20 protein-coding genes are annotated in these 26642 nt (G+C 57.8%); 12 read left to right on the top strand and 8 right to left on the bottom strand.

Annotation, left to right across the window (positions count from 1 at the left end):
• Window positions 1–13 precede the first annotated feature (13 nt).
• On the bottom strand, window positions 14–940 hold the full coding sequence (locus JOE33_RS22250) for a chemotaxis protein CheV (protein ID WP_010428050.1): 927 nt from the start codon (window positions 938–940) through the stop codon (window positions 14–16).
• A 77-nt stretch (window positions 941–1017) separates the two neighbouring features.
• On the opposite strand from JOE33_RS22250, the gene flgA reads away from it, so the two are divergent.
• The 4 genes from flgA to JOE33_RS22230 all read left to right on the top strand — a co-directional run bounded on the left by flgA (window position 1018) and on the right by JOE33_RS22230 (window position 3598).
• Window positions 1018–1776, top strand: coding sequence for a flagellar basal body P-ring formation chaperone FlgA (gene flgA / locus JOE33_RS22245; protein WP_003417867.1), 759 nt, complete (start codon window positions 1018–1020; stop codon window positions 1774–1776).
• Window positions 1777–1937: 161 nt separating this feature from the next.
• Complete coding sequence (gene flgM / locus JOE33_RS22240) at window positions 1938–2252, top strand: flagellar biosynthesis anti-sigma factor FlgM (RefSeq protein ID WP_010428051.1); 315 nt, start codon at window positions 1938–1940, stop codon at window positions 2250–2252.
• Window positions 2253–2301: 49 nt separating this feature from the next.
• Window positions 2302–2769 (top strand): flagellar protein FlgN, encoded by a 468-nt coding sequence (locus tag JOE33_RS22235; protein WP_122529230.1) that lies wholly within the window; start codon window positions 2302–2304, stop codon window positions 2767–2769.
• 82 nt (window positions 2770–2851) lie between these two features.
• Complete coding sequence (locus tag JOE33_RS22230) at window positions 2852–3598, top strand: flagellar brake protein (protein ID WP_003316768.1); 747 nt, start codon at window positions 2852–2854, stop codon at window positions 3596–3598.
• Window positions 3599–3666: 68 nt separating this feature from the next.
• Here the strand turns inward: JOE33_RS22230 and JOE33_RS22225 are convergent, their stop codons facing one another.
• Window positions 3667–5097, bottom strand: coding sequence for an MFS transporter (locus JOE33_RS22225; protein ID WP_054993998.1), 1431 nt, complete (start codon window positions 5095–5097; stop codon window positions 3667–3669).
• Window positions 5098–5151: 54 nt separating this feature from the next.
• Entirely contained in the window at window positions 5152–6393 is a 1242-nt protein-coding gene (locus tag JOE33_RS22220; protein WP_163023317.1) for a glutamine synthetase family protein, read from the bottom strand.
• Between the two features lie 382 nt (window positions 6394–6775).
• Here JOE33_RS22220 and vioA point away from each other — a divergent pair, with 382 nt between their 5' ends.
• The 3 genes from vioA to JOE33_RS22205 all read left to right on the top strand — a co-directional run bounded on the left by vioA (window position 6776) and on the right by JOE33_RS22205 (window position 12219).
• Window positions 6776–7894 (top strand): dTDP-4-amino-4,6-dideoxy-D-glucose aminotransferase VioA, encoded by a 1119-nt coding sequence (gene vioA / locus JOE33_RS22215; protein WP_032611934.1) that lies wholly within the window; start codon window positions 6776–6778, stop codon window positions 7892–7894.
• Window positions 7894–8619: a class I SAM-dependent methyltransferase gene (locus JOE33_RS22210; RefSeq protein ID WP_054993997.1), complete on the top strand. Its 726-nt coding sequence runs from the start codon at window positions 7894–7896 to the stop codon at window positions 8617–8619. The genes vioA and JOE33_RS22210 overlap by 1 nt, the downstream gene beginning before the upstream one ends.
• A gap of 75 nt (window positions 8620–8694) precedes the next feature.
• Window positions 8695–12219, top strand: coding sequence for a glycosyltransferase (locus JOE33_RS22205; RefSeq protein WP_187625838.1), 3525 nt, complete (start codon window positions 8695–8697; stop codon window positions 12217–12219).
• Between the two features lie 80 nt (window positions 12220–12299).
• Here the strand turns inward: JOE33_RS22205 and JOE33_RS22200 are convergent, their stop codons facing one another.
• The 4 genes from JOE33_RS22200 to JOE33_RS22185 form a co-directional block, all read right to left on the bottom strand.
• On the bottom strand, window positions 12300–13064 hold the full coding sequence (locus JOE33_RS22200) for a dTDP-4-amino-4,6-dideoxyglucose formyltransferase (RefSeq protein ID WP_187625839.1): 765 nt from the start codon (window positions 13062–13064) through the stop codon (window positions 12300–12302).
• Between the two features lie 93 nt (window positions 13065–13157).
• Window positions 13158–13853 (bottom strand): ATP-binding protein, encoded by a 696-nt coding sequence (locus JOE33_RS22195; RefSeq protein WP_187625840.1) that lies wholly within the window; start codon window positions 13851–13853, stop codon window positions 13158–13160.
• Window positions 13850–15451 (bottom strand): tetratricopeptide repeat-containing response regulator, encoded by a 1602-nt coding sequence (locus JOE33_RS22190; RefSeq protein WP_010428068.1) that lies wholly within the window; start codon window positions 15449–15451, stop codon window positions 13850–13852. Before JOE33_RS22190 ends, JOE33_RS22195 begins: the two co-directional genes overlap by 4 nt.
• 402 nt (window positions 15452–15853) lie before the next feature.
• The gene (locus JOE33_RS22185) at window positions 15854–16528 is read right to left on the bottom strand and encodes a TIGR04211 family SH3 domain-containing protein (RefSeq protein WP_032611942.1); all 675 of its coding nucleotides are present in this window, start codon (window positions 16526–16528) and stop codon (window positions 15854–15856) included.
• A gap of 452 nt (window positions 16529–16980) precedes the next feature.
• Between JOE33_RS22185 and ppnN the strand changes: the two genes are divergently transcribed.
• Window positions 16981–18354: a nucleotide 5'-monophosphate nucleosidase PpnN gene (gene ppnN / locus JOE33_RS22180; protein ID WP_187625841.1), complete on the top strand. Its 1374-nt coding sequence runs from the start codon at window positions 16981–16983 to the stop codon at window positions 18352–18354.
• A 51-nt stretch (window positions 18355–18405) separates the two neighbouring features.
• Here the strand turns inward: ppnN and JOE33_RS22175 are convergent, their stop codons facing one another.
• A complete protein-coding gene (locus tag JOE33_RS22175; RefSeq protein WP_032611944.1) occupies window positions 18406–19275 on the bottom strand; it encodes a helix-turn-helix domain-containing protein in 870 nt (289 codons plus the stop codon).
• Between the two features lie 154 nt (window positions 19276–19429).
• Here JOE33_RS22175 and pobA point away from each other — a divergent pair, with 154 nt between their 5' ends.
• The 4 genes from pobA (at window position 19430) to JOE33_RS22155 (ending at window position 26614) form a co-directional block, all read left to right on the top strand.
• Window positions 19430–20614, top strand: coding sequence for a 4-hydroxybenzoate 3-monooxygenase (pobA, locus tag JOE33_RS22170; protein WP_187625842.1), 1185 nt, complete (start codon window positions 19430–19432; stop codon window positions 20612–20614).
• A 215-nt stretch (window positions 20615–20829) separates the two neighbouring features.
• On the top strand, window positions 20830–22155 hold the full coding sequence (locus tag JOE33_RS22165) for an MFS transporter (protein ID WP_209924136.1): 1326 nt from the start codon (window positions 20830–20832) through the stop codon (window positions 22153–22155).
• 320 nt (window positions 22156–22475) lie between these two features.
• Window positions 22476–25856: a T6SS effector BTH_I2691 family protein gene (locus JOE33_RS22160; RefSeq protein WP_209924135.1), complete on the top strand. Its 3381-nt coding sequence runs from the start codon at window positions 22476–22478 to the stop codon at window positions 25854–25856.
• A 5-nt stretch (window positions 25857–25861) separates the two neighbouring features.
• Complete coding sequence (locus JOE33_RS22155; RefSeq protein ID WP_240009427.1) at window positions 25862–26614, top strand: permease; 753 nt, start codon at window positions 25862–25864, stop codon at window positions 26612–26614.
• Window positions 26615–26642: the final 28 nt, after the last annotated feature.

The raw sequence follows: 26642 nt of genomic DNA, 5'->3' as shown, positions 1-26642 counted from the left end.
CGCCCCCGGCTGGTTATTCTGCTGCCTTGATCCGCGCAACAACCCTGGCTGCCAGATCATCAGGCCGGAATTTCGCGAGAAAATCATCAGCGCCGACTTTCTTGACCATCGCTTGGTTGAATACCCCTGACAGCGAGGTATGCAGAGTAATGTGCATCTTCTGCAGACGGGGATCATTGCGTATTGCTGCGGTAAGGGTATAGCCATCCATCTCCGGCATTTCAATGTCGGAGATCATCATCAGGAACTCTTCTTCAGGTTTTTTGCCTTCTGCGACCATCTTGAGCAGGTAATCCAGCGCCTGACGACCATCGTTGAGTGCTACGACTTCCACCCCGACGGTTTCCAGGCAGCGGCTCACCTGTTTGCGCGCCACCGACGAGTCGTCGACGGTCAGCACACGCAGGGAAACAGCCTTGTGCTGAACCTCGGCGTCAATTACACCAACCGAGATTTCTTCGGACACCGGCGCGACTTCGGCGAGAATTTTCTCGACGTCGATGATTTCCACCAACTGGTTATCAACCCGGGTTACGGCGGTCAGGTAATGATCGCGCCCGGTACCCTTGGGTGGTGGATGAATCTCTTCCCAGTTCATGTTGACGATGCGTTCGACAGAATGCACCAGAAAGCCCTGAACCTTGGTGTTGTACTCGGTAATGATGACGAAGGAATTAACCAGCGAAATCATGCCTGTGGATCCTGTCGCCATTGCCAGATCCATGATCGGGATCGTGCCGCCACGAATGTTGGCCACGCCCCGAACGATCTTGCTCGATTTGGGCATGATGGTGAGTTTCGGGCATTGCAGTACTTCTTTTACCTTGAAGACGTTGATCCCATAGAGCTGCTTGCCGTCGAGACGGAACAAGAGCAGCTCTAGGCGATTCTGACCCACCAGCTGAGTTCGCTGGTTTACCGAATCCATTACACCTGCCATGCCGAACCCCCTTACAAAATGACCGCCGCCCAGACACCAGATCAACAAGCGGCACGGGCTTTGCTATTTATTACGTCATGAACGCAAAGACGACAATTTCTCGACACCTCGCATTAGAAACCCGCAGGCTTCTGTGCGCAATCGCCCTGCTGTGCCTTTCCAGCACGGTGACCCTTGCTCGTGCCGAGAATTTCACACTGCCTGAACAGCTTATCGGCGTCACCCAAGGGTTTCTTGAGTTCACAGTAGAAGACTATTTGGCAACCAACCAGATTGACGGGCGTCATGAGATACAGGTCAAGCAGCTCGACCCGCGTTTAAGGATGGGTGCCTGCGACAAGGATTTGACAGCCACACTGGAAAGTCCGCGCCCGGTTGGCCGGGTTACCGTACGGGTGCGCTGCGAAGGTTCTTCGCCCTGGACGGTGTTTGTGCCCGCCCAGGTGCTGCTGTATCGCAACGTCGTGACGGTAATGCGCCCGCTCAAGCGTGACGCGATCGTCACCGAAGAAGACGTTGCAATGCGCGAGCGCGATGTCAGCAGCCTGGGCCAGGGGTTTCTGGCGTCGCTGGATCAGGCAGTCGGTCAGAAGGTTGTCCGACAGATGGTCATCGACCAGGTCATTACCCCGGTGGCGCTTGAACAGCCACAAATGGTTCACAAGGGCGATCAGGTGGTCATCATCGCCCGCAGCGGCTCGCTGGCGGTTCGCATGCCCGGCGAAGCAATGTCCGATGGAGGCTTCAACGAACAGATACGGGTGAAAAACCTCAATTCCCAGCGGGTGATCAAAGCAAGCGTCACCGGACCAGGGCAGGTGGAAGTCGCTATGTAATGCATTGATGGTGGCGCGAAGGGTGTGTTTTTTTTAGACTGCGGGGAATGCCCGACGGCAAATGTCGTCTATTGGGAAGCTTTCTCAAAATCAGCCTAAAGTTTGATAGGGGTTGGCCGAAAACAAGGCAAGCGTCCAAACACCCAGAGGTTTTTTCAATCATGGTCATAGATTTCAGTCGCCTTAACAACTCACAGTCTGTTGCCGGTGCTTCACGTACCAGTGCCAGTAAAGACACCGCCAAAACCGATGCTCCAGCCCCTGCCGCCACCGCAGGTGTCAAAAGCACCGGGGAAACTTTTTCCTTGAGCAGTGAGGCTCAACAGTTGCAGAAAATCACGGACAAGCTGACCGATCTGCCAACCGTCAATAGTGCTCGCGTTGCCGAGCTCAAACAGGCCATCGCCGACGGTAGTTACACAGTGGACAGCAACCGTGTCGCCAGCAAACTGTTGAATTTCGAAACCCAACGCTAAGCCAAGGCTGGCGCTGGATATTCTGGACGCTTAAAAACCAGAGCATGCGATGCAAGACACGACTTTGCTGCAGATGATCAACGACGACATGGTTTCGGCCCGACAGCTCCATGAGCTGTTGCAGGCCGAATCATTGATTCTCCACGGTCGCGACATGGGCGAGATGGAGCAGGTCCTGGCGCAGAAACAGGCGCTGGTCATTCTTCTCGATCAGCATGGTCGCAAACGTAGCCAGGTGCTTGCGGGCATGGGGCTGTCAGCCAATCGCAGTGGTCTCCAGCAACTGGCCGAGCAGTCGGATATCGGCGAGCAATTGCTGCTGGCTGCCGACGAACTGAATACGTTGATCAACGAATGCCAGACGCTCAACGAGCGCAATGGTAGTCTGATCCAGATGCAGCAGGTCAGTACCGCTCACCAGCTTCGCATCTTGAACGGTGGCGATACGCCTACACTCTATGACAGCCGCGGGTCGACTGCACTTAGAGCAAAACCACGCCCTCTGAGTCAGGCGTAACTTCCTGTATCAAGGTTTCGTGCATGGTGGCAGAATGCCTGATGTTGCGTTGCCGTAGTATTTTGCCTGGAGATTCAAGAACGTGAATGGCTCAAGCGCGGACGATGCTCCGCAGCCCCCGAAGGTTCTCAATACACCTTTGGAAATTGCCGCCAACCTGCGGCTGCTACTCGAGAGTCATGATCCTCTGATCATTACCTTTCATGAGCGCCCCCAGCGCTTTCAAAGCTATATGCTTGAAGTCGACCGTGACAACAACGTCATGGCCCTCGACGAAATGATCCCCCGCGATGGCGAACGCTTTCTGAGCAACGGCGAATCCTTCCGTGTCGAAGGCTTTCACGACGGCGTGCGGATTGCCTGGGAAAGTACTGCGCAAATGGACATCCTCAGCACCGACGGTCAACGCATGTACCGTGGTCCGATGCCTGAGGAAGTGGTTTATCACCAGCGGCGCAACGCATTCCGGGCCGCGCTGAAGCTGGCGCAACTGGTCGACGTCGAAATCGGCGGTGACCGCCTGAAGTTCACGCTGGCCGGCAAGCTGCTGGATATTTCTGCCACCGGCTGCAAGTTGCGCTTCGAGGGCGACGTGTCCGATCGCATGCAATTGGGCCAGGTATACGAACGCTTTGTTGCCAAGCTGCCTTTCGGTGCAATGACTGCGCCTGTCGAGTTACGCCATCTGCATTTCGAAGAAAGAATCAACACTACCTTTGCCGGCGTGCGCTTCCACAATATGAGTGGGCTGGTGCAGCGTCAGGTCGAACGTTTCGTCTATCAGTTACAGCGTGAAGCACGACGCTTCGACAAAGACGACGACTTCTGACACTCAGCTGAAAATCCCCGACGATTGCGGCGTTACGGCCGCAATCGTGCGCTGCCCTCCTCTACCCCTCAGGCCTTCCAGGTCTCGCTTTCACGCTCGCGTTCATGCTCATCGGCTTCGGCGGTTTCGGCGGTTTCCGCTCCGGCAGCCGTCTCGGTCTGAGCCATAACCTCGCCTTCCGTCTCGACCTCCGCTTCAGACACCACCTCGGAATCCGGCTCTGGCTCTGGCTCAACGGTCGCCTGCATCTGTTCCTGAACCACCTGCTCGTCGACACGCGGGTCAAGTGCAACCACCAGCGGCGAGCTGGACATACTGTCCGGCATCGCAACGTGGTGCAGCGGTGCGTTTTCGACCTGGTGCAAGTGAGTGACGGCCTTGGGCCTGATCAGCAGTACCAGAATCACGCCAGCGCCACAGACGAACGCGTACAGCATGTGACCGCCAAACAGCTTCATCACCACACCCGCTGCCAAGGGACCGATACTGGCACCAATGCCGTAGGTCATGAGCAACATGGCCGTCAGCGACACTCGGCGCTCGGCCTCGACGTGGTCATTGGCGAATGCCACTGCCAGCGGATAAAGGCAGAACTGCATCAGCGAGGCCAGAAAACCGACACCGAACAGCACCTCGACCGGCACGCTGGGAAACACCGCCAGCGGCAAAGACGCCACCACCAGGGCGGCGGCAAAGATACGCATCAGTACAGAACGGTCATAGCGGTCGGACAGCAGGCCCAACGGCCACTGCACCAGAAACCCGGCCAGAATGCAGCAGCCCATGAACAGACCGACCTGCTCGGTGGACAGCCCCTGCTCGGCGGCGTAGACCGGTGCCAGACCGTAGAACGAACCGATGATCAGACCGGCGCCCAGTACCGCCGTCAACGACTGCGGCACACGCTTCATGAAGAAGCGCGGCTCCAGTGGTGCCGGATGCAGCGGTGCCGGGTGAATCGCGCGGGTCATCGCGACCGGCACCAGGCACAGAGCGAAACACATCGCCACCAGCATCAGCAGTTCAGGCCCCAGTTGCGGGTGCACCACCAGTACCAGTTGACCCAGCACCAGCCCCAGGTAGGACGCGATCATGTAGCCGCTGAAGACCATGCCGCGCTGTTTGGCGGCCGCCTGCTCGTTCAGCCAGCTCTCGATGACCATGTATTGGCACATCATGCCCAGACCGACGATCACCCTCAGCACCAGCCAGGCTGGCAACCAGCTGATCAGGCCATGCCCGAGCACCGCGGCACCGACGATGCCGGCACAGGTGGCGTAGGCGCGAATATGACCGACACGGCCGATCAGGCGGTGACCGATCTTGCCACCCAGCACCAGACCGAAGTAGTTGGCCGCCATCAACGCACCGACCCACAGGCTGTCAACCTGATCGGCGGCCAGGCGCAGCGCAAGATAAGTGCTCAGCAGACCTGAGCCGATCAACATCATCAACGAGGCAAAATAAAGCGCTCGAAAGGACTTCCAGATTTGGCGCATCAACTTTCCAAAAATAGGGAGTCGCCCGACTGGGCGAGCCCGACACTGCGATTCTTAAACCTGAGCAGCCAGCACACGCCGTTCCCAGGGGGTTATCTCGTCAAAAAAACTGGTCAGTTCCAGGGTCTTCGACGCGATGTAGCCTTCGATGAATTCATGACCAAACAGTTCCTTGGCCAACTGACTGCTTTTCAGACGCTCCAAAGCAGCGTGCAAGGTACACGGCAACGACAATTCTTCCGGCACCTCCAGTTCGCCCTGCAGGGGCGGCGTCGGTTGCAGTTGCTGCTCGATGCCGTACAACCCGGCCGCCAGACTTGCCGCGATGGCCAGATAAGGATTGGCGTCAGCGCCCGGCAGACGATTCTCCACCCTTCTGGCCGCCGCTGCACTCGATGGAATGCGTAATCCGGCAGCGCGATTATCGTACGACCAGCAAGCGTTATTGGGTGACGCGTAAGGGTGGCACAGGCGCTGATAGGAATTCACATTGGGCGCGAACAGCGCGGTGAAGTCCGCCATGCAGGCTTGCTGACCAGCAATAAAATGACCAAACAGGTCAGTCGGCTCACCCTGCGCGTCACTGAAGACGTTCATTGCGGTCTCCGATGCCACCACGCTCTGATGAATATGCATCGAACTGCCCGCCGTATGGGCGAGCGGTTTGGCCATGCACACCACGATGAGCCCGTGCTTGAGCGCGACTTCCTTGAGCAGGTGCTTGAACAGAAAAGTCTGATCGGCCAGCAGCAGCGGATCGCCATGCAACAGGTTGATCTCGAACTGGCTGACACCCATCTCGTGCATCACGGTGTCACGCGGCAGCCCCAGCGCTGCCATGCAGGCATACACCTCGGCGAAGAAAGGTCGCAAACCGTTGTTGGAGCTGACGCTGAATGCCGAATGCCCCTGTTCGCGTCGTCCGTCCAGCCCTGTCGGCGGCTCAAAGGGATAAAGCGGCTCGGGATTGGGCGCAAAGACAAAAAACTCAAGTTCGGTGGCCACCACTGGCACCAGGCCCCGTGCGGCGTAACGGGCAATGACTGCCTTGAGCTGATTGCGGGTGGAGAGCATGCATGGCTGGCCATCGAGGTCCTGCGCATCACAGATGGCCAAGGCACGCGGCGACGTGCTCCAGGGCAGACGGTGGAGCTGCTGTGGATCACTGATCAGCGCCAGATCGCCGTCATCACTGCCGTAAAAGCGCGCCGGCGGATACCCGCCCATGATGCATTGCAGCAACACGCCGCGCGCCAGCTGCAAACGACGGCCCTCGAGAAATCCTTCAGCCGTCATCACCTTGCCGCGCGGCACACCGTTCAAATCCGGGGTCACGCACTCCACTTCATCAATGCCCATCAGCTGCTGCGCAGGCGAATGGGGGTCATTGCGTGTCATGGTCAATCCTTTGTCATCGTCCAGGCCGCGTGGCGGCAACCCGTACAAAATACGCAGCGGACGTTCAGGATTTCAAGCGCTGAAAAGACTCCGTGAACACGATCACGACGTAACCACTGCACGCGCTGGCGAAAGTGGTTTTGGCCGGGTTCTTGCTGTGTACCAGGATCACAACAGTTCGACTGTCATTTTTATGTCAATGGCGACTTCAGACAGGGAAGCCTTTGAAGCTGATGCCCTTTCGAACAGCAATCGGATAAATACGAGCAGAGACCCCTCCATGAGCGCACCGATTCCCGTAACTCGTCCTCTGTTACCGCCTCTGGAGGAGTTCATTCCCTACCTCGAAGAGATATGGGAAAGTCGTCAGCTCACCAACGGCGGTCCGTTTCACCAGCAGCTGGAAAAGGAGCTGGCCGAGTACCTGGGCGTGCAACACCTTTCGCTGTTTTCCAACGGCACCCTGGCGCTGATGACCGCCATCCAGGCGCTGCGTATCAAGGGCGAGGTCATCACCACGCCCTACTCGTTCGTCGCAACCGCCCATTCGCTGCTCTGGAACAGCCTGACGCCGGTTTTCGTCGACATTGATCCGGGCACTTACAACCTGGACCCGGACCGAATCGAAGAAGCCATTACCCCGGCAACCACGGCGATCATGCCCGTCCACTGCTACGGCATACCCTGCGACGTCGACCGGATCCAGCAGATCGCCGATCGTTACGGCCTGAAGGTCATCTACGACGCTGCCCACGCCTTCGGCGTACAGCATCGCGGGCACAGCCTGTTGAATCACGGTGACCTGTCGGTCCTGAGCTTTCACGCCACCAAGGTGTTCAACACCTTCGAAGGGGGCGCCATCGTCAGTCCGGATGCCAAGACCAAACAACGCATCGATTACCTGAAAAACTTCGGTTTCGCCGACGAGGTCACGGTGGTCGCGCCGGGCATCAACGGCAAGATGAGTGAAATCAACGCCGCGTTTGGCCTGCTCCAGTTGAAGTACATCGATGCAGCGCTACTCAAGCGGCAGCGTATCGATGAGCGCTATCGCGATGCGCTGGCAAACATCCCGGGCCTGAAAATCCTCTGGAAGAGCACCGAAAAACACAACTATTCATACTTTCCGGTGCTGGTTACCGAAGACTTCGCGATTTCCCGCGATGACCTTTACCAGCGGTTCCGCGACCACAATATCCTCGCGCGCCGTTACTTCTATCCGCTCATCTCCACCTTCCCGATGTACCGGGGCCTGGAGTCGGCAAAACCCGATCGCCTCAGCGTTGCGAGCGGCCTGTCCAGCCAGATCCTGTGCCTGCCGATCTTCGACAGCCTGACGGATGAAGCCTTCGACAGCGTGATGAATGTGATCGTCAACGCCAGCAAAGAGAACTGCTAATGCGCACGTGCCCGGTCTGCTCCTGTCGTTTTCCGAACTTCTATCCGCTGGGAAGAAGCTACCTGGAAACAGCCCATCGATTGAACGTTCATTACTCGATGGAAGACTACGAAACCCTGAATGTCAGCCAGTACAGCTGCCCGGAATGCGCGGCCTCGGATCGCGACCGGCTTTACGCACTGTATGCCATGCACATGCTGAATAACCCTGACGGCACAGTGTTACGCATACTGGATATCGCACCGGCGCCGGTGCTGTCCGGGTTTCTGCGTAGCCTGCCCAATGCCCGCTATCGCTCCGCCGACCTGTTCTCGCCCATGGCAGATGACAAGGTCGATATCATGGACATGAACCTCTACACCGATGAGTCTTTCGATCTGATCGTCTGCTCACATGTACTTGAACATGTACGTGACGATGCAAAGGCGATGTCCGAGCTCTATCGCGTTCTGGCCAAAGGTGGTTCTGCAATCCTGATGGTGCCGATTCTGCTGACCGCCACCGAAACCGATGAAGACCCGGATGAACCCAGTGTCGACGAACGCTGGGCGCGCTTCGGTCAGGACGATCATGTGCGCATGTATGCCCGGCACGACTTTCTGGCACGCCTCGAACAGGCCGGTTTTCACGTCGATGCCCTCGGTACCGGAGCATTCGGCGAGGGCGTATTCAAGCAGCATGGCATTACCGAACAGTCGGTCTTGTACATAGGCCGAAAAGCCTGACTTCAGCTATCGATCAAGGATGCCGACTGCGCTGAACAGTTGGTTTTTTCAACATTTTGCACACGTGGTAATGCGATGAGTTCTTCACGTCTGGTCAGTATTGTTATTCCGGCTTACAAGCCTGCTTTTTTTGAAGCATCGCTTGCCAGCGCACTCCGGCAGAATCATGACGAAATCGAGATCATCATCACTGACGACTGCCGCGACGAAGGCATCAAGACCATTGTCGACAAGCTCAGTCCGGGCAGCCGCTGGCCGATCCGTTACTTCAGGAACGAGACGCCACTGGGCGAGGAATACAACAACGCCAGAGCGATCAGCCTGGCGCAGGGTCAGTACATCAAATTCCTATATGACGACGACATCCTGCTGCCAGACTGTGTCCGCCTGCTGTTCGATGTGCTGCATGACAGCCCGGATATCAAGCTGGTGTCGGCAGTGCGCAAACGGATCGACAGCAATGGCGATCTGCTGCCCGACAACATATACACCGCTTACCCCTTCGGCCAGAACGTCGTCATTGACGGGCCGCAGCTCGTCTCGTTTCTGGCTCAACACCCGGTCAACTTCATCGGCGAACCGGCTTCGGTGATGTGCCGCCGCGAAGACGTGCTCGCGTTCGGTCAGGAAATCATGTCGCTCAAAGGCGTTTTCGTCTGGGGTCTGGGTGACGTTGCGCTTTATCTGAAGCTGCTTCGTCAGGGTAACCTGGCAATGCTGGCGCGACCGTTGTCGTACTTCAGGGTTTCAGATCAGCAAACCAGTGAACTGGGGCGCACGAGCCCTCATCTTTCTCGCGACGGTCACGCCAACCACTACAGGCTGACCCGCGAACTGGGCTGGGTAAGGCCTGACGAGTTCAATGGCAAAGTCAGAATCGCGCCGTTGGCGCAGCGCGACAATGTTCAGGAGATGGACCTGCTGGCGTATTTCGACAGAAGGCCCGAAGCCACCGTTCGCAATACCCGTGCCGCCCAATGGCTGGGTCACCGTCGTCCTACCCCCGCACAGCACGCGCTGCTCGCCGAGCACTTGCAACAACATGATGGCGGCCCGGCGATTGCCATCGTCGTGTCGGACTTCAATCAGCAACCCGAGAGCGTATTGAGTACGCTGCAAAGCCTGGCATCGGATGCGCCGCTGCTCGACAAACTCAAGGTCTTTGTCCTCGCCGATTACGACAGGAACCAGCAGACGCCACTGCAGGCTCAGTTGCCCTGGCTGCAGGCCAGCGTGGAAAACCGCGCAACGGTCATCAACGAGTTGATGCAGGAAAACGACCATGCCTGGTGGATTCTGGTCGACGCAGGCATCACCTTCACCCAGAGCGGCCTGCTGTGTGCCGTGCTGAAAATGATCGAAGCCCCCGAAGCCTGCGCCGTGTTCGGCGACGAGGTGACCCTGCACGCACAGGCAGGTGCCAATCTGGCGTTTCGACCGGACTTCAGCCTGGACTATCTGCTGACCTGCCCGTCGGCCACCAGCCGTAACTGGCTGTTCAACCGGGAAAAAGCCCTGACAGTGGGCGGCTTCGATCCAGACCATGCGCAGGCCATCGAGCTCGACCTGATCCTGCGCATGATCGAGGATACGGGCTTTACCGAATTTGCTCACTCTTCCGAGCCCATGATCATCGCGCCGATGTGGCAGGCACAGGACAACTACGATCAGGCGCGTACCGTGCAACGCCATCTGCACACACGCGGCTACGCAGGCAGTCAGGTACATGCCCTGGAATCGGGACATTACCGGATCGATTACGGCCATGTGGATCAGCCTCTGGTGTCGATTCTCGTCACTTCGCATGACACGCTGGAGACGCTGCTGCCCTGCGTGGAAAGCATTCTGGAAAACACGGCGTACTCGTTCTATGAAATTCTGATCTGTGACAACAACAGCCAGTCGGCACAGACCCGGGAATGGCTGGCGAACATCGACTCGATGCAATCGGAGCGTATCCGCGTCATTCGCCACGAGCAGACATTAAGTCCGTCGGCGCTGCTCAACTCTGCTGCCGCGCACGCGCTGGGCGACTACCTGCTGATGCTGGACAGCCACGCCCTGATCATCCAGCCGGAATGGCTCGACCACCTGCTCAACCATGCACAGCGACCTGAAGTCGGCGTGGTCGGCGCGAAGCTTGTTTCCACGGATGGCAATGTTGTACAGGCCGGGATCATCGTGGGCCTCAATGGTACCGCTGCCCCTGTCACTGCCAGTGATATCGCAACGTCCGCGAGCGATGTGCAGCGCCTGGAAACCGATCAGAACTACAGTGCTGTCAGCGGATCCTGCCTGATGATTCGCAAGTCGGTGCATGAACAAGTGCAAGGGCTGGACGAGCACTTGTTCCCTCTGCACTTCAATGATGTGGACCTGTGCCTCAAGGCGCGCAGCACCGGCCACCTGGTCGTCTGGACACCACACGCCATCGTTGCGCTGCGCCCGAACGACGCGCTGTTCGACGCCGAAGCCCTGGACTTCGCGACGCGCGCGCTCTCCCATCGGTGGCTGCACTACATGGCCTGGGACCCTGCCTACAACAGGAACCTGGACCTGAGCAAAAGCTTTGCACCGCTGAGCAACCCCGAGTTGAGCTGGCGACCGCTGACCCACCGTCCGCTGCCCGTCGTTCTCGCTCAGCCCTGCAATCACGGGGCTGCCGGCAATCGCATCAGTGCCGTTGTGCAAAACCTGCGTACCGAGTGCAAGGTAGACGGCGTCATCAGCCATACGCCACTCCCGTTCGTGGAGATCGCCAGGCTCAGCCCCGACGCCGTGGTCATTCAGGGGCCGGTAAACGATAGCCTGATCGCCAGCATCAACGCGATCAAGGACCATACCAATGCCCGGGTGGTCTACGACCTGCCGGAGTATCCGGCTTACGCTGAAATCGCCAAGGGCGCCCCGCCACTCGCTGCGGTGCAGGCGTCATTGCGTCACGGGCTGGCGCGGGCTGATCGGGTGACAGTGCCGACCCAGGCGCTGGCCGAGCTGCTGGGAGATTCGCATCCCGATGTGCGGGTCATCGAGGACCGACTTGATCCGAGCGTCTGGCTGAACCTGCAGAGCCAACGTCAGACGCGGCCCAAACCTCGTGTAGGCTGGGTCGGGGAAGTGTCCGGACTGGATGATTTGCTGATGCTGACAGAGGTCATCAAAGCGCTGGCCGACCGCGTCGAGTGGGTCATCATGGGCCCCTGTTCCCGCTGGCTGCGGCCTTATATCCACGAATTGCGCGCGCCGGTGGAAGGAGCATTATTCCCAGGCGCACTGGCCAGTCTGAATCTGGATCTGGTACTGGTGCCGGCCAGATCTAATCTGCTGAGCCAGAGCAAAGGCGCAGCTTCCCTGCTGGCGTTGGGCGCGTGTGGCTATCCGGTCATCTGCAGCGACAGCCTGTGCGCTGAAAGCAACCTGCCGGTAACCGCTGTCAGCGAGGCTCCGTCGGCCTGGATCGCAGCAATAGAAGCGCATATCGATCACCCCGAGCAGTCAGCGCAGCGAGGGGATGAGCTGAGGCGCGAAGTGTTGCAAAACCGGATGCTGGACAAGGCGCACCTGCAGGAATGGTGCGGTCACTGGGCGCCCTCCTCGTGACTTGAGTCACCGCAGCCTGGGGCCACCTTGATAAAGGGGCCCCAAGCCACGGGCAGTGGGCAGTGGGCATTGAGCAGCTGTCAGGCTTTCTCCAGTACGACCTTGATGAAGTACTTGTCACCTGACTCATCGATAAAATAGGCGTTCTTGAAGTCACCGTGCGACGTGGCCCGTAGCAGGTTGATATGGTCGCGCAACGAACCTGTCTCTCCGAGATCCAGCTGACACAACTCGTTATAGGCTTTTATGCCGTTGTAGTTGCCTTCAGACAGCGGTTTGAACACTTCGTACTGTCCTTGCAGAATGTCCGCAAGGCCCTCATGCATGAGCGCCTTCTCCACCTCGACCACCTTGTTGTAGACCTCGAGTGACGTGTCACCCGAGCCCACCTCTACCTGTCTCTGGACAATGATGTGGCCGTGATCGATGGCTTCATCCATGACATGGATAGTCGCCCCTGCGGGCAGGCCATTGAGAATGGAAAAGGCCTGAGGGTACCAGCCACGATTGAACGGATTGAAGCCGGGGTGAAAGTTGATACAGCGCACCCCTTCAACCAGACGTTTCGGAAAGAGCTGTTTGCAATGAACACTCAGAACCAGATCGTAATGCTCGATGATGAAATCCACGACCGACTCGTCCTTGACATCGATCACTCGCGCGCCGAGATCGACCATGCCCTGCGGTGTGTGGTTGTAAGCGGTGTAACGTAGATCGACGTCGACTGTCAGATCGCCTGCCAACGCCTCGATACACTGCAGCAACGTCGCAGAAAGCGGCTTGTTATCGGAAACGACCAACAGCCTGATTGGCGAATGAGGCTGAGTGTTTTCTGTCAACTTCACGGTGTTATCCATATGCCAGTTAAATGTCCGAGCGCGCCGAAAATATAGCAGCGATCGTCAACACGATGCGATATTTGACGGCGCGGGGAGGAATCAGGGCAGGGTCATACTGAACATCGCCCCGCCCAATACGCCGCCGTTGGCGATTTCAATGCGTCCGCGCATACCGTTGCGTACATGCAGCTGGGCAATGTGCGCAGCGAAGTACAGGCCAAGGCCAGTACTGCCGCTGCCCTGGTTGATGCCCTGCACATAGTCGGTCTGGCGCTCGATCAGATACGCCGGGTAACCGGGGCCGTCGTCATTGATGGTGATCTTCAGCTGCCCGCCTGCATCACCGACACTGACAACAATCTGCTCGCGGGCAAAGCCGATGGCATTGACGATGATATTGCCCACCACCGAGCCGATGAGTTCGCGGTCGAAAAAGCCCAGGGGGCTTGCTACATCGATCGCATGACGCGCGGCAATGTTGCGGCTGCCCAGCACATCCTGATGATGGGCCAGTTGCGCTTCAATGAAATCGTCCAGCTCGTGGTAGTCCGGGCGCAACGGCATCTGGTTGACACCCAGTTTGTAAAGGCCTAGCAACTGCACAAGCATGCCATTGAGGTTGGCAAACTCATAGTCGATGACGCCATGCTCCGGCGTGTCGCGTTGCTGGACCGAAAGCTTCGCCTGCCACTGGCTGTGCGCTTGGGTAAGCGTCGCCAGCGAATTCTTCATGTCGTGCACGGTGGAAGCGATCACCATGGAAAAGTCGAGGCCCTGTTCTGTCTCTTCACTCATGCGCTAAACGCCCTCTCCCTGAGTTTCTGATAACGCTCATAGCGCGGGTCGCTTTCCGGGATCTTGCCCAGCACGGTCAGGCTGGCACGACACTCGTCAATTCCGGCCTGGCCCAGATTCTGGCCAGGGTGAAGCAGCGACTGCACCATGTTCAGCGCAATACTGATGTTCTTCGGCTGCAGACCCAGCGCACTGCGGAAAAAGGCCTGTGCTTCGGTGAGGTTGCCAGCCTTGTAACTGCGCACGCCTTGCAGGTTGAAATCGACAGCCGCCTTGCTGGCACCCAGGATCGCCGGATCATCGGTCATGCCGGCAATGCTTTTCATCACCGCAGGATCGTCGCCATAGGCTCCCGCGCAACTCTTCAGGACGCCGGCACCGGCCTCTTCCTGACCCAGTTTCTTCAGTTGCGCAGCCACCATCAGTGCGGCATCGGCACTGAGCACCTGCTCCATGCCATCCAGCCTGGCCATTGCCTGCTCGGTGAGCTTGGCTGCGGCTTCCGGGTCCGAATGCTGCAGGCTGGCCGCCTTCATCAGCCGCGTGCGCACTTGCAGACCTTCGTCGTCGCCATGCTCCTTGGCGACATCGACGAGGGCGTTGTTGATCTCGACGCGGGTGCGCGCATCAAGTCCCTGATCACCGCCCTTGCTGATCAACGCATGCGCCAGCCCCAGGTTGGTTTCCGGATCCTTGAAACGCGAATGCTGACCCTGGGAGACGGCCTGGCGATAGGCCTTGGAGGCACTTTCGAAGTCCTCATTGCCAAGTGCCAGCTTGCCCAGCAGCTTCTGCCTGCGCACCGCCAGCGGCGACAGGCGCACTGCGCTTTCCAGCACAGACTGCGCGCGTTTGCCATCGCCAAGCGCCACCAGCACATCGGCCAGGCCATCGAACAGCGCAGGCATTGTCGGAAACGCCTTGATCGCCTGCTCGTAGACAGCCTGTGCCTCGGCGGTCTTGCCGCGCTTGAGCAGCAGGCTGCCCAAGGCACCGTAGGCCCACGGCGTGGCCCGATCAGCCAGAATGGTCTTGAGGAACGCTTCCAGGGGTTCGTTCTGCTTCAGGTCACGCAAGGCATCAGCCTTGTAGCGCAGGCACAACGGCGCATAACGCGGGTCCTGCTCGATCAGCTTGTCGCACGCGGCCAGCACCTCGGCCGGTTTGCGACGGTCGAGGGCCTGCAGAATCGGCTTGAGCAGGGTCTTGCGCTGCACCAGCTTTTCCAGCCGCTGGGCCAGCCCGGCGCGGTTGAACGGCTTGGTCAGGTAACCATCCGGCTCCCACTCAAGCGCACTCATGACCATCGCCTGACTGTTTTCGGCAGTGACCATGATGAATACGCTTTCGTAACTCAGCAGCCGCTCGATCATCAGGTCTTCCAGCACCTGCTGGCCGTTCTTGCGACCATCACCCAGGTTGAAATCGTGCAGCACGAAGTCATAACGCTTTTGCGAGCACATGCGCAGAGCCTGCTCGCCGGTGTCGGCGGTGTCCACTTCCTTGACGCCCAGTTCACGCAGCATCGACCTCACTGAACTGCGAAAGTCAGAGAAATCATCAACGATAAGAAAGCTTTTTTGGTTGTACGCCAGCATCCGGATTCCTGCACAGGAGAGGGGTGAAAATATGAGACCCGCGGCCTGAAAACCGTTCAGACCCGACTCGGCAGCCCATTTTTCAGGACGCACACAATAAGTAGTGGCATCGAGCCACAATACAGCTTGCCGTTACCCCTGCCCGCGCGTCGGAGCAAAGGGCTGAGGGCGACACTCAGTTTTTCGACCATCCACGCAGAAACTGTAGAACGAACATCAACTTCGCACACGGACCCTGTGTCGGGCAGGCACAAAGAGTGTGGGCTGGATCGTGATTGCGGCAGGGAAAAGGCGTTTTCGGAGAGGTCTGTCACACATCAAACTGCGCACTCGATACAACACGCAGCATGGCGGACAACATGCCAGCGCGGGGCGCTGGCATGTGAGGTGGTGCAAGCGGTTTTACACCCAGCCGTCGTTCTTCTTGCGGCCCTTGGTCAACGCCGGAAGGATCAGGCCGACCAGCAAGCCAGCACCGGCAATGCTGCCGCCGTAGACCATGTAACGCATCATCACCTGTTTGTTCTCATCGCCAAGACGCGCCTGAGTCGCACGCAATTCAGCCTGAGAGTCGGCCAGTTGATCGTTGAGGGTCTTGGTGCGCGCCTCCAGTTCGTCGACCAGTTTCTTGCGCGCGTCCAGCGTTTCCTGCATGCCCTGCACGCGGGTCTTCCAGGTATTGTCGATGCCCGCCAGTTGCTCGGTCAGATCGGCGACCTGCTGAGTCAGTTGTGGCACACGCTCGGCCTGACCAGGGACTTCCTGCAAGTCGCTGCTCGGAATCCACACCGTGGAGCCGCCTTCGCCACGCACCTGGCTGAACTTGCCCGAAGAACTGAGCAGCTCGACCTTCTGCCCGGATTTCAGCGTACCCACAATCCGGTGATCATCGGTTGGTCCGCTGCGGACATAGGTGGTGAGGCTGTCGCTGACCCAACGATCGCTGCCTGCGGCCTGTGCGCTGCCAGGCATGACAACGGTCAATGCAGCGCCAAACAGGCCTGCGCCGAGCAGGCGACGCGAAACGACGAACAGGCCAGGGGCTCGGGAAAGAAGTGCGGAAAAATGACGAGACATGGCGATAATTATCTTTATCTGAAATGAAAATAAAGCCTCGTTTAACGGGCCGGCTAAGGATGGGAGCCGCAGGCGATCAAAGGTTTTGCAACTCCTGCCCGGACGGAATGTCTGCCTATCAGGCGCGCTGAAAAAGCACCTGATGATCCCTTTCATGCAGGCCGTCCAGAAAGTCCATCAGCTAACAGACTCCTTTAAAGGGGTCAGGTTCACTATTGCCCGTCGTCCGCGTCAAAATTCAGCCACACGGTCATGCGGAGCAAGTGCCTGCTTTCAAAAGAATTCGCCTGCCGATTCAATCCTGCGATGACGCACAAGGGCTCAAACAAGGGGCGTCTACGGTCCGGCGTTTGCTTTCGCGGCCAAGTGCTGTAGAAAAGGCTCCACAGGGGTGAATGTTCTCGATATTCGCCATCCTGATGCTCGACTGCATCGCTCTAATGGAAAATAGAATGATCCCAAGACAAGTGATTAACGCCACCGTAAGCCCGAAAGGCAGCCTTGAAACCCTGTCCCAACGTGAAGTGCAGCAGCTCAGCGCGGCCGGTTCAGGCAGCACCTATACCCTGTTTCGCCAGTGCGCCCTGGCCATTCTCAATACCGGCGCCCACGTCGATAACGCCAAGACCATTCTTGAAGCGTACGAGAGTTTTGAAGTCCGTATCCATCAACAGGACCGCGGCGTGCGCCTGGAGCTGCTCAACGCGCCTGCCGATGCATTCGTCGATGGCGAAATGATCGCCAGCACCCGCGAAATGCTGTTCAGCGCCTTGCGCGACATCGTCTATACCGAAAGCGAACTGGACAGCCAGCGCATCGACCTGAGCGATTCCCAGGGCATCACCGATTACGTGTTCCATCTGCTGCGCAACGCTCGTACCCTGCGTGCCGGTGTCGAGCCAAAGATGGTGGTGTGCTGGGGCGGCCATTCGATCAATACCGAAGAATACAAATACACCAAAAAAGTCGGCCATGAGCTGGGCCTGCGCAGCCTGGATATCTGCACCGGCTGTGGCCCTGGCGTGATGAAAGGCCCGATGAAAGGCGCTACCATCGCGCACGCCAAGCAGCGCATCGTCGGCGGTCGCTACCTGGGTCTGACCGAGCCGGGCATCATCGCCGCCGAAGCGCCCAACCCGATTGTCAACGAGCTGGTGATCCTGCCGGACATCGAAAAACGTCTCGAAGCGTTCGTGCGCGTCGGTCACGGCATCATCATCTTTCCGGGTGGCGCAGGCACTGCCGAAGAGTTCCTGTATCTGCTGGGCATTCTGATGCATCCGGACAACAAGGACGTGCCATTCCCGGTGATCCTGACAGGCCCGAAAAACACCGAACCGTACCTTCAGCAGTTGCACTCATTCGTCGGTGCCACACTCGGTGAAGAGGCGCAGCGCCACTACCAGATCATCATCGACAACCCTGCAGACGTTGCCCGCCAGATGACCCAGGGCCTGAAAGAAGTGAAGCAGTTCCGCCGTGAGCGTAACGACGCGTTTCACTTCAACTGGCTGCTGAAGATCGAGGAAAGCTTCCAGCACCCGTTCGATCCGACCCACGAGAACATGTCCAGACTGCAACTGAATCACGATGTGCCGACTCACGAACTGGCTGCCAACCTGCGCCGGGCGTTTTCCGGCATCGTCGCCGGCAACGTCAAGGACAAGGGCATTCGCCTGATCGAACAGCACGGTCCTTATCAGATCCACGGAGACCCATCGATCATGGGTCCGCTGGACAAACTGTTGCAGGCCTTCGTCGATCAGCACCGCATGAAGCTGCCAGGCGGCGCGGCGTACGTGCCGTGCTATCAGGTCGTGACCTGACCGCATAACCACATGCAGAAAGCCGACGGGGTGCTCTTGAGCACCCCGTTTCTATTTCTGCTGGCGAAACGCCTTGGGTGATTGCCCGGTAGTGCGCTTGAAAAAGCGCGAAAAATACGCCGGCTCGGAAAATCCCAGGCTGTCTGACACCTGATTGATGGTCAGGGTGGTGTAGATCAGGTTGCGCTTGGCCTCCAGCAACAAGCGCTCACTGATGATCTGCAAGGCCGACTGGTTGCACAGCCGCCGGCACAGTGCATTCAAGTGCGCGGCGCTGATGCCCAGCGCCTGCGCATGCTGGTCAATCGACCAGTGCTCGCGAAAACTCGCTTCCAGTTGATGCATGAACGCCTGCAAATGCTCGCGACCGCGATCCATTGCGTGAATTTCTTCGCCGGCATGTTCACTGCTGCGCCGACTGAGCCACACCGCCAGCACATTGACCAGCGAATGCAGCATCAGATCACGGCCCGCTCTGGGCTGCCGATATTCGCTGGCAATGGCATTGAACAGTGTGTCCACATAATCGCTGTCCTCCCCTAGCGCATAACACCGTGCAGTGCTGAAGGCAGAGACATCGAGCGCAGCCTCGAGTTGCTCCACCAAAGGTCTGGCCAGGCTGAGAATATGGCCCTGAATATCTCTGGAGAACCTGAAGGTGTGCACGCTCAGTGCGGGAACGACCTGCAACGAAGGCATCTCGACCTCGCTGACCCGGTCCTCGACCTTGAGCATCGCCTTGCCCGACTGCACGTAAAGCAGCTGGACCAGATCGCCATGCCGATGCGGCTTGATCTCCCATTCGTGAAGCCTGCTGCGCTCGGGGATCGACTCGCAGTGGATCAGGTCCGGAGTCGGCCAGGCCGTGGTTTCCCCATAGAGTTTGAACACCGGTATCACTGCCGTGGCAGGTCTGGCCATGTCGTCTTCTCCCGTCCGGACCCTCGAAAAGTCCAGATAATGCAGCGGATATTGCCTTCTTATCTCAACGGCATCCATTAAAAATGCAGGAGACAAAAATAATCATATCCCGCTGAAGACACCTGGCAGGGATCAAAAAGACAGGACTATCGCCATGAAAACCAAGGTTGCCATTATCGGTTCAGGCCCTTCCGGGCTGCTGCTGGGTCAACTGTTGCAGCGTGCCGGCATCGACAACGTCATCGTCGAGCGCAAGGACCCCGATTACATCCTTTCGCGTATCCGCGCCGGTGTACTGGAACAAGGCATGACCGACCTGTTGCGTGAAGCGGGCGTCAGTGAGCGCATGGACGCCGAAGGCCTGATCCATGACGGGTTCGAACTGGCGTTCGCCGGTCGCTGCGAGCGCATCGACCTGAAGAGCCTCGCCGACGGCAGGACGGTGATGGTCTACGGCCAGACCGAGGTCACCCGCGACCTGATGGCCGCACGCGCCGCCACCGGTGCAATGACGATCTATGACGCTGCGGACGTCAAAGCGCATGACCTCAAGAGCGATAGTCCGTACCTGACGTTTGTCAAAGATGGCGAGAGCGTGCGCCTGGACTGCGATTACATTGCCGGCTGTGACGGCTTTCACGGGGTCTCGCGGCAATCGATTCCCGCCGACGTCCTCAAGGTATTCGAACGCGTCTATCCGTTCGGCTGGCTCGGCGTCCTGGCCGACACACCGCCGGTCAACGAAGAGCTGGTCTACGCCAATCACCCGCGCGGCTTTGCCTTGTGCAGCATGCGCTCGGCCATTCGCACCCGCTATTACGTGCAGGTCAGCGCCGACGAGAAGGTCGAAGACTGGTCGGACGAGCGCTTCTGGGATGAACTCAAATCCCGCCTGCCCGAGCATCTGGCGGAGCGCCTGGTCACCGGCCCGTCCATCGAGAAAAGCATCGCGCCGCTGCGCAGCTTTGTGGTTGAACCCATGCAGTACGGTCGCCTGTTCCTGCTCGGCGACGCCGCGCACATCGTCCCGCCGACCGGGGCCAAGGGGCTGAACCTGGCGGCCAGCGATGTCAGTACGCTGTACCGCATCCTGCTCAAGGTCTACCGCGAAGGCCGCACCGACCTGCTGGAAAAGTATTCACAGATCTGCCTGCGCCGGGTGTGGAAAGCCGAACGCTTCTCCTGGTGGATGACGTCGGTGCTGCACAATTTCCCCGACACCGACGCCTTCAGCCAGCGCATTCAGCAGACCGAGCTGGACTACTACGTCGGCTCGGAAGCCGGGCGCAGGACCATTGCGGAGAATTATGTGGGCTTGCCGTATGAGGCTGTCGAATAAAGCGTTGCCCCCGGCGCTGTGATTTTCGTTGCGTACTGACATTCGCGACAAGCCATAAGCTCCCCCGCGTACATGCGTTGTGCAATCACACAACGCATGCCCCCTGACGCCGTGCAAAACCCCAAAGCGTTTTCATCACTGCTCACCTATGATCGGGAGTGCGCCCAATAGCTATTCGGCTATATAAAAACAACAAGCACAGAGGAACACCCGCCATGACACCTGTTTCGACCCACGAGGTGGGCGACGCCGAAGGCAATCATGTCTACCGTCGCATCACCCTGCGCCTTATCCCGTTTATCTTCATTTGTTACCTGTTCAATTACCTCGACCGCGTGAACGTCGGCTTCGCCAAGCTGCAGATGCTCGATGCCCTGAATTTCAGCGAGACGGTCTATGGCCTCGGTGCCGGTATCTTCTTCATTGGCTACGTGCTGTGTGGCCTGCCCAGCAATCTGGCACTAAACCGCTTCGGGCCGCGTCGCTGGATCGGTCTGATGATGATTACCTGGGGAATCTTCTCGACCTGCCTGCTGTTCGTCACCACACCGGTCGAGTTCTACGTGCTGCGATTTCTGACCGGTATGGCAGAGGCCGGTTTCTTCCCCGGCATCGTGCTGTACCTCTCGCGCTGGTATCCGAATCAGCGTCGCGGGCGGATCATGGCGCTGTTCATGTCGGCCATTCCGGTCTCCGGCCTGCTGGGCGGTCCTTTTTCCGGATGGATTCTCAATCATTTCGCCGCGGGCCAGGGCGGCATGGCCGGCTGGCAATGGATGTTTCTGATTCAGGGTCTGCCAACCGTGGCGCTGGGTGTGCTGGCCTTCGTTCTGCTCTGCGACAAGGTCGAGGATGCAAGCTGGCTGACGCCCGGGCAGCGGCAACGGGTCAAGACCGATATCACCAACGATGAACTGAGCCGTCCGGTGCACGGCAAAAGCTCGGTGGCTTCCGTGCTGACCATGCCGTTCATATGGATTCTGGGCTTCATCTACTTCTGCATTCAAAGCGGCGTCTACGCGATCAATTTCTGGCTGCCGTCGATCATCAAGAACCTCGGTTTCAGCGATGCACTGGTGATCGGCTGGATCAGCGCCGTGCCTTACCTGATGGCTGGCGTGTTCATGCTGCTGGTCGGCCGCTCCGCCGACCTGCGCAACGAGCGCCGCTGGCATCTGGTGGTGCCCATGCTGATGGGCGCGACCGGCCTGATCATCGCCGCCAACTTCGCGACGCTGCCCATCGTTGCCATTATCGGGCTGACCATCGCCACCATGGGCGCCCTGACCAGCCTGCCGATGTTCTGGCCATTGCCGACCGCCCTGCTGAGCGCCAGCGTTGCCGCAGGCGGGCTGGCGCTGATCAACTCGATCGGGCAGATGGCAGGCTTTCTCAGCCCTTACCTGGTGGGCTGCATCAAGGACCAGACCGGCTCGACCACACTGGCGCTGTACGCACTGGCCGCGCTGACCATCGTCGGCAGTCTGGTGGCATTGCGGGTCAGCCGTTCTTCGGCAGTCAAGGCGGCAGGAACCGCCTGACCGCCATGGCCGAAGACAGCGTGGTCCTGCGCACCTGGCGTGGCGCGGCCCACGTCCCCGCGGGTGCGCAGACTTTTGCGCACCCCATATCCGTATAAACCCGACAACGGCTTGTATTCAAAGCGCTGCAGCACACATGCATGAGTCAGCGCATATGCGCAGAGGCTTGCGCACTATTTCACGTTTATTTACTCGATATCTTTGCTTTAAATCTCTATCTATTTGTTTTTTATGGATAAATAGACAGTCGGCACATATCTTGGAATGCACCTCTGCATACAGCGGGCGATATCGACCGTTTCTGCGCAGGGATTCCATGCATGACCGACAAATCCGGCACCCATACTCAACGACGTGCTGCAACGTTCCCTAAAACACCCGCCACGGCCACCAGCCTGTGTCCCTTCCGAGGGCCTGACGTCGCCATCGTACCGGTGCGCTACGCGCTGGATCGCTCCCGCTACGATACCGCTCCCGAAAAGCTGAAGCCGCTGCTCAAGGGCAGCCGCTGGGCGGTGATGCCGAAGCTGAAAACACGCACTTATACCCTTCGCCAACTGTATGACGGTTACGTGTATGTCTATGACGAGACTGCCGGGACCTTTCATGAGTACGTCTCCTCAGCTGCCAATGGTCATCTGAGCCGCATCATCTGGACAGACGCACAGATCGGCAGTGACCGACGAAGCGGTGCCGACGATGGCAAACCCTTCCTGCTCTATCCGCGAAACAACCGGCTTCACATCGCCTTTTCAGCGCAGCAATGGACGTGGCGAATCTGCGAACACCTGCGCTCCAATCCGGCAAGCCGAGCATCATGGATGAAAGCGCTGGATCTGAAGCGCTACTGCATGACCATGGCCGAGCCGGATACCTTGCCGTTGAAGCGTATTGCCGAAGCGGTGGCGGACATCGACAAGGAGCATGTGGTTGATGATGACCGGTTTTCAGATTCGGCGATTCCCACCTCCAAGGCCTTCAGCGAGGACGCCAATCCACTGCTTTCGCCCATCGGCGCTGACGTTTTCTGGCAGGGCAGTGTTGAACACCAGGACAGCTCTCTGCTCATTGCCCTTGATGACCCGCTGGCCATTTTCAACGATCTGGGCATGCAACTGGCCGCCGATCAGGCCGCTTACCGTAACTGGCAAGCCGAGCACGAACACAAGATCCAGATCGCCCAGACTGTCACCGCACTGTGTGGCGCAGAGAGCGAACCGGAAAAACTGCCCGCATCGGTGCGCGGCAATACGGCGCTTACCCACCAGTACCTGAGCGACGTCGAAACCTATTTTGAGCAATGCATTTTTGAACAGGAGCAGATCGGCAACAACACCGCTCCCGGAGGCTTGCTGTTACTGCCGGATGTTTTCAAGAGCCCGGAGATGCGCAGATCGATTGAAATGCGTTACGGCAGCGCGCCCTCTGACGAGGCTCTGCAAGCCTGGAAGGATCGCCAAAAATGGCGGCGCGAGGTCGATCTGACAGGTGCGCGTCAGTACCTTCAGCAGCACCAGCCAACCGGAGACACCCTGCTGCAACAGGTGCGTGACACGCAAAGCGATTTCCAGCAATGGGCGACCCATCTGGGCACGGAACCGCTCCAGCTGTTTGTCGACACCACCCACCCTGAAAGCCTGCTGTACCTGCAAACGGTCATGCTCAACCTGCAGATCATCTACGCTCAGGACAACGCCGCCAGCGCTTGGCTCGCCGAGCAGGAAACCAACGACAGCAGCCTGTTTGGCACCTTGCGCTACGGCTTCTCACCGGCGCTCAAGCACGCGCTGCACCAGGAAGCCAACGCGCTGTTGAACGGTCTGGGGGACGCCGCCAATCTGGCCACCCGCATCAGCGAACTCAACAGCACACTCAATCATCAGGGCTTTGCCGACAAGCCGTGGATGAAGGCGCTGAAACAGCCTGTTCAGGACACCTTCAAAGCCCTCGGCCAACTGGCCAGCAGCACAGGCAAGGGAACGTTCGAAAGTATCCTGCTGGCCTGGGTGCCCATCGACAGCCGTCTGGCGGTGGGCAAGCAGCAGAACATCGTTGCACTGATTCGTACACTGTTGATCGGCCAGATCCTGCTCGATTCAAAGGCGCGTATTGCGATCGATCACAACATGCTCGCGAAGCTGAAAAACTGGATCAGCGAATGGCGGGTACTCAACAAACAGATCAGTGATACCCGCCGCAGCTGGCTCTACCCAACCGCTCACAACCCCCGCAAAAGCATCGCCAGCAACCTGCGCGCGCTCGAGCAAAAACTTCGCCTGCACGAACTGAGCATGCCCGCCCTGCTCGACTATCAGAACAACCAATACGCCAAGCAATTGCAGGACGAGATTCGCCTGCACTTCCAGTCCGGCAAAGCCATCGCCAAAGACTGGCTGAACACCGCCAAACGCTGGAGCGAAAGCCTGGGAGGCACTGCCGGCTCGATCACCTGGGGCGTGATCATGCTCAACTTCATCAACACCGCCTTCACTTATCGCGACCTTACTCGGGACGGAGACTTCAGCGCCAAGGACATCGGCAAGGTGACCTATGGGTTGGGGTACAGCTTTAACTTGTTGATGGGGGTGTTTGTTGAAGCACCGTGGGCGGTTATCAGTTCGGCGAAGCCTATTGTTATTGGTACATATACAGTGGGCATTCTTGATAAATCGGCGGCTTACTGGAAAGCACGGGGTAATGTGGTTTGGGGTGATGCGATAAGGGGATTTAGAGGTTCGATGGTAGCGATGGGTGGGTTTGGGATAGCGGCGGTTACATTAGAGTTAATAGATATCTACGACGATCTGACTAAGCTAAAAACAACTGAAGAGATAATTAGCGCACGTATAAAATTTGGTTCAGTGGGCCTTATGGCAGTAGGCAGTATATTCCAGCTTGCTGCAGGGGTTTCTCCCGCAAGCTCATTTGCACTGATTGCACTGAGCTCATGGTTTAGCGTAACCATTTTGGTAATAGGCGCGGTTTACTTATTGACCACTATGACGTTGAATTACTTTAAGCAAGACAGTATTGGGTGGTGGCTGCGGAGATGTAGCTGGTCCAAATCAATAAATTATCGTTACAAAGTAGACCCAGATGGCCAACTTGAAGAAAAGCTTGCTCTGTTTACGATACAGCTTAGCCCTCAAATTTATGTAAAAAGCACCACACGCGACGAAAACCATTACTTTGGTCGAGATACGCCCTACACTGCTCCGGTGCAATACGGTGCCGGGATACAAATTCTTCTACCAAGCGCAGTGCGCGGACAATCAGTACATTTTAATATCATCAGTAGTAAACGTCCGTTAGGCGTTCTGCCCGTAACAAAAATTGATGAGCCGATACTCTACCCTTTTCTAGACAGAGGACAGTTCAAGGAGGTTGGACAATTCAAAAAGCTTGTCAATCAGCCTGCTCGCAAAGCCCAAGAAGATTTCACATTTCCGCTTATGCCCCCTGAAGGTGAAGACGTTGTGTGGGAAACCTGGGTGCCTCTTGAAAACGACGCAACGTATCTGGAACTACAAATATGGTATCCCGACAGTCTGATAAAGCTTGGCCAACAGGATGTAGGCTACCTGTTTCAACTGGAGCTTAGTAGCAAAGGAGGCACGGCAGTCGACGGGTTGGCAAACACCGAACTCGAAATAAAAACATATAGCCGAATCAGCGCCTTGACACTTGAAATAGCGGAATAAAATTCATGATTAAGAAAGCAGCAATCTCTGCCTTGAACAAGCCTACAATAAACGTTACTGGCAACACAGATAATACTGAAGAAATTAGCCCTCACCTATCTGGCAAAGATATTTTTAACTGGTCATTAAAAACCATAGCAAGATCCCCCAGTGAAATATTTTGGACTCAGATAGGCACGATATTGATATGCGCACTGCCCATGAGCTTCTGCATATGGCTTGGCCGGGACATCTATCTAGAGACACCCTCTGAGGCACTCTTTCTGGTATATACATTCGCGGGCGCCGCAATCTACCTTATTGCATTGATAGTCCGCCAAAAAACCATCTTCAACTACACCCTGAAAACCGATGGAGCCACGGTCGAGTACTACCTCCACTACCCCGACTTCGCCTCCTATTTCTTCAAAGGCATCGCCATTTTCGTCATGCTGGTATTCGGATTCGTCGCTATCCTCACCGGATCGTTGCTCTTTTTGGTCGGTCCGGTAGCGATGGCCTTCATCGCCGCCATCAAACTGCTGAACTGGGAAAACCCGGTCCACCATCGACAGACCGCCCCGTGGCAACTGCACGAATTTGTCACGGTCGATTACAAACGCCTGATGGTCATTATCCATTGCGACGATATCACCACCGGCTTCGCCGCGCGCTTTCCCAGCAAGGCGTTGATGGACAAGTATCTCGCCTTCCTGCGCGAGGTACTTCCAGCGAATGTTGAATACATCGAAAAGGCCACCCACTGGCATCAGGGCTGACGCGACTCAGGCTTGAGCTGAACTCACT

The organism is Pseudomonas sp. PvP027 (assembly GCF_017833005.1).
In the GTDB taxonomy this organism is placed as follows: Bacteria; Pseudomonadota; Gammaproteobacteria; order Pseudomonadales; family Pseudomonadaceae; genus Aquipseudomonas; species Aquipseudomonas congelans.
The sequence above is the reverse complement of the archived record's forward strand: the minus strand, read 5'-3'. Positions and strand labels throughout refer to the sequence as shown.

Coding starts and splice junctions, on each gene's coding strand:
- JOE33_RS22250 (WP_010428050.1), bottom strand. CDS start 940: ATGGCAGGTGTAATGGATTCGGTAAACCAGCGAACTCAGCTGGTGGGT.
- flgA (WP_003417867.1), top strand. CDS start 1,018: ATGAACGCAAAGACGACAATTTCTCGACACCTCGCATTAGAAACCCGC.
- flgM (WP_010428051.1), top strand. CDS start 1,938: ATGGTCATAGATTTCAGTCGCCTTAACAACTCACAGTCTGTTGCCGGT.
- JOE33_RS22235 (WP_122529230.1), top strand. CDS start 2,302: ATGCAAGACACGACTTTGCTGCAGATGATCAACGACGACATGGTTTCG.
- JOE33_RS22225 (WP_054993998.1), bottom strand. CDS start 5,097: ATGCGCCAAATCTGGAAGTCCTTTCGAGCGCTTTATTTTGCCTCGTTG.
- JOE33_RS22220 (WP_163023317.1), bottom strand. CDS start 6,393: ATGACGGCTGAAGGATTTCTCGAGGGCCGTCGTTTGCAGCTGGCGCGC.
- vioA (WP_032611934.1), top strand. CDS start 6,776: ATGAGCGCACCGATTCCCGTAACTCGTCCTCTGTTACCGCCTCTGGAG.
- JOE33_RS22210 (WP_054993997.1), top strand. CDS start 7,894: ATGCGCACGTGCCCGGTCTGCTCCTGTCGTTTTCCGAACTTCTATCCG.
- JOE33_RS22205 (WP_187625838.1), top strand. CDS start 8,695: ATGAGTTCTTCACGTCTGGTCAGTATTGTTATTCCGGCTTACAAGCCT.
- JOE33_RS22195 (WP_187625840.1), bottom strand. CDS start 13,853: ATGAGTGAAGAGACAGAACAGGGCCTCGACTTTTCCATGGTGATCGCT.
- JOE33_RS22190 (WP_010428068.1), bottom strand. CDS start 15,451: ATGCTGGCGTACAACCAAAAAAGCTTTCTTATCGTTGATGATTTCTCT.
- JOE33_RS22185 (WP_032611942.1), bottom strand. CDS start 16,528: ATGTCTCGTCATTTTTCCGCACTTCTTTCCCGAGCCCCTGGCCTGTTC.
- ppnN (WP_187625841.1), top strand. CDS start 16,981: ATGATCCCAAGACAAGTGATTAACGCCACCGTAAGCCCGAAAGGCAGC.
- JOE33_RS22175 (WP_032611944.1), bottom strand. CDS start 19,275: ATGGCCAGACCTGCCACGGCAGTGATACCGGTGTTCAAACTCTATGGG.
- pobA (WP_187625842.1), top strand. CDS start 19,430: ATGAAAACCAAGGTTGCCATTATCGGTTCAGGCCCTTCCGGGCTGCTG.
- JOE33_RS22165 (WP_209924136.1), top strand. CDS start 20,830: ATGACACCTGTTTCGACCCACGAGGTGGGCGACGCCGAAGGCAATCAT.
- JOE33_RS22160 (WP_209924135.1), top strand. CDS start 22,476: ATGACCGACAAATCCGGCACCCATACTCAACGACGTGCTGCAACGTTC.
- JOE33_RS22155 (WP_240009427.1), top strand. CDS start 25,862: ATGATTAAGAAAGCAGCAATCTCTGCCTTGAACAAGCCTACAATAAAC.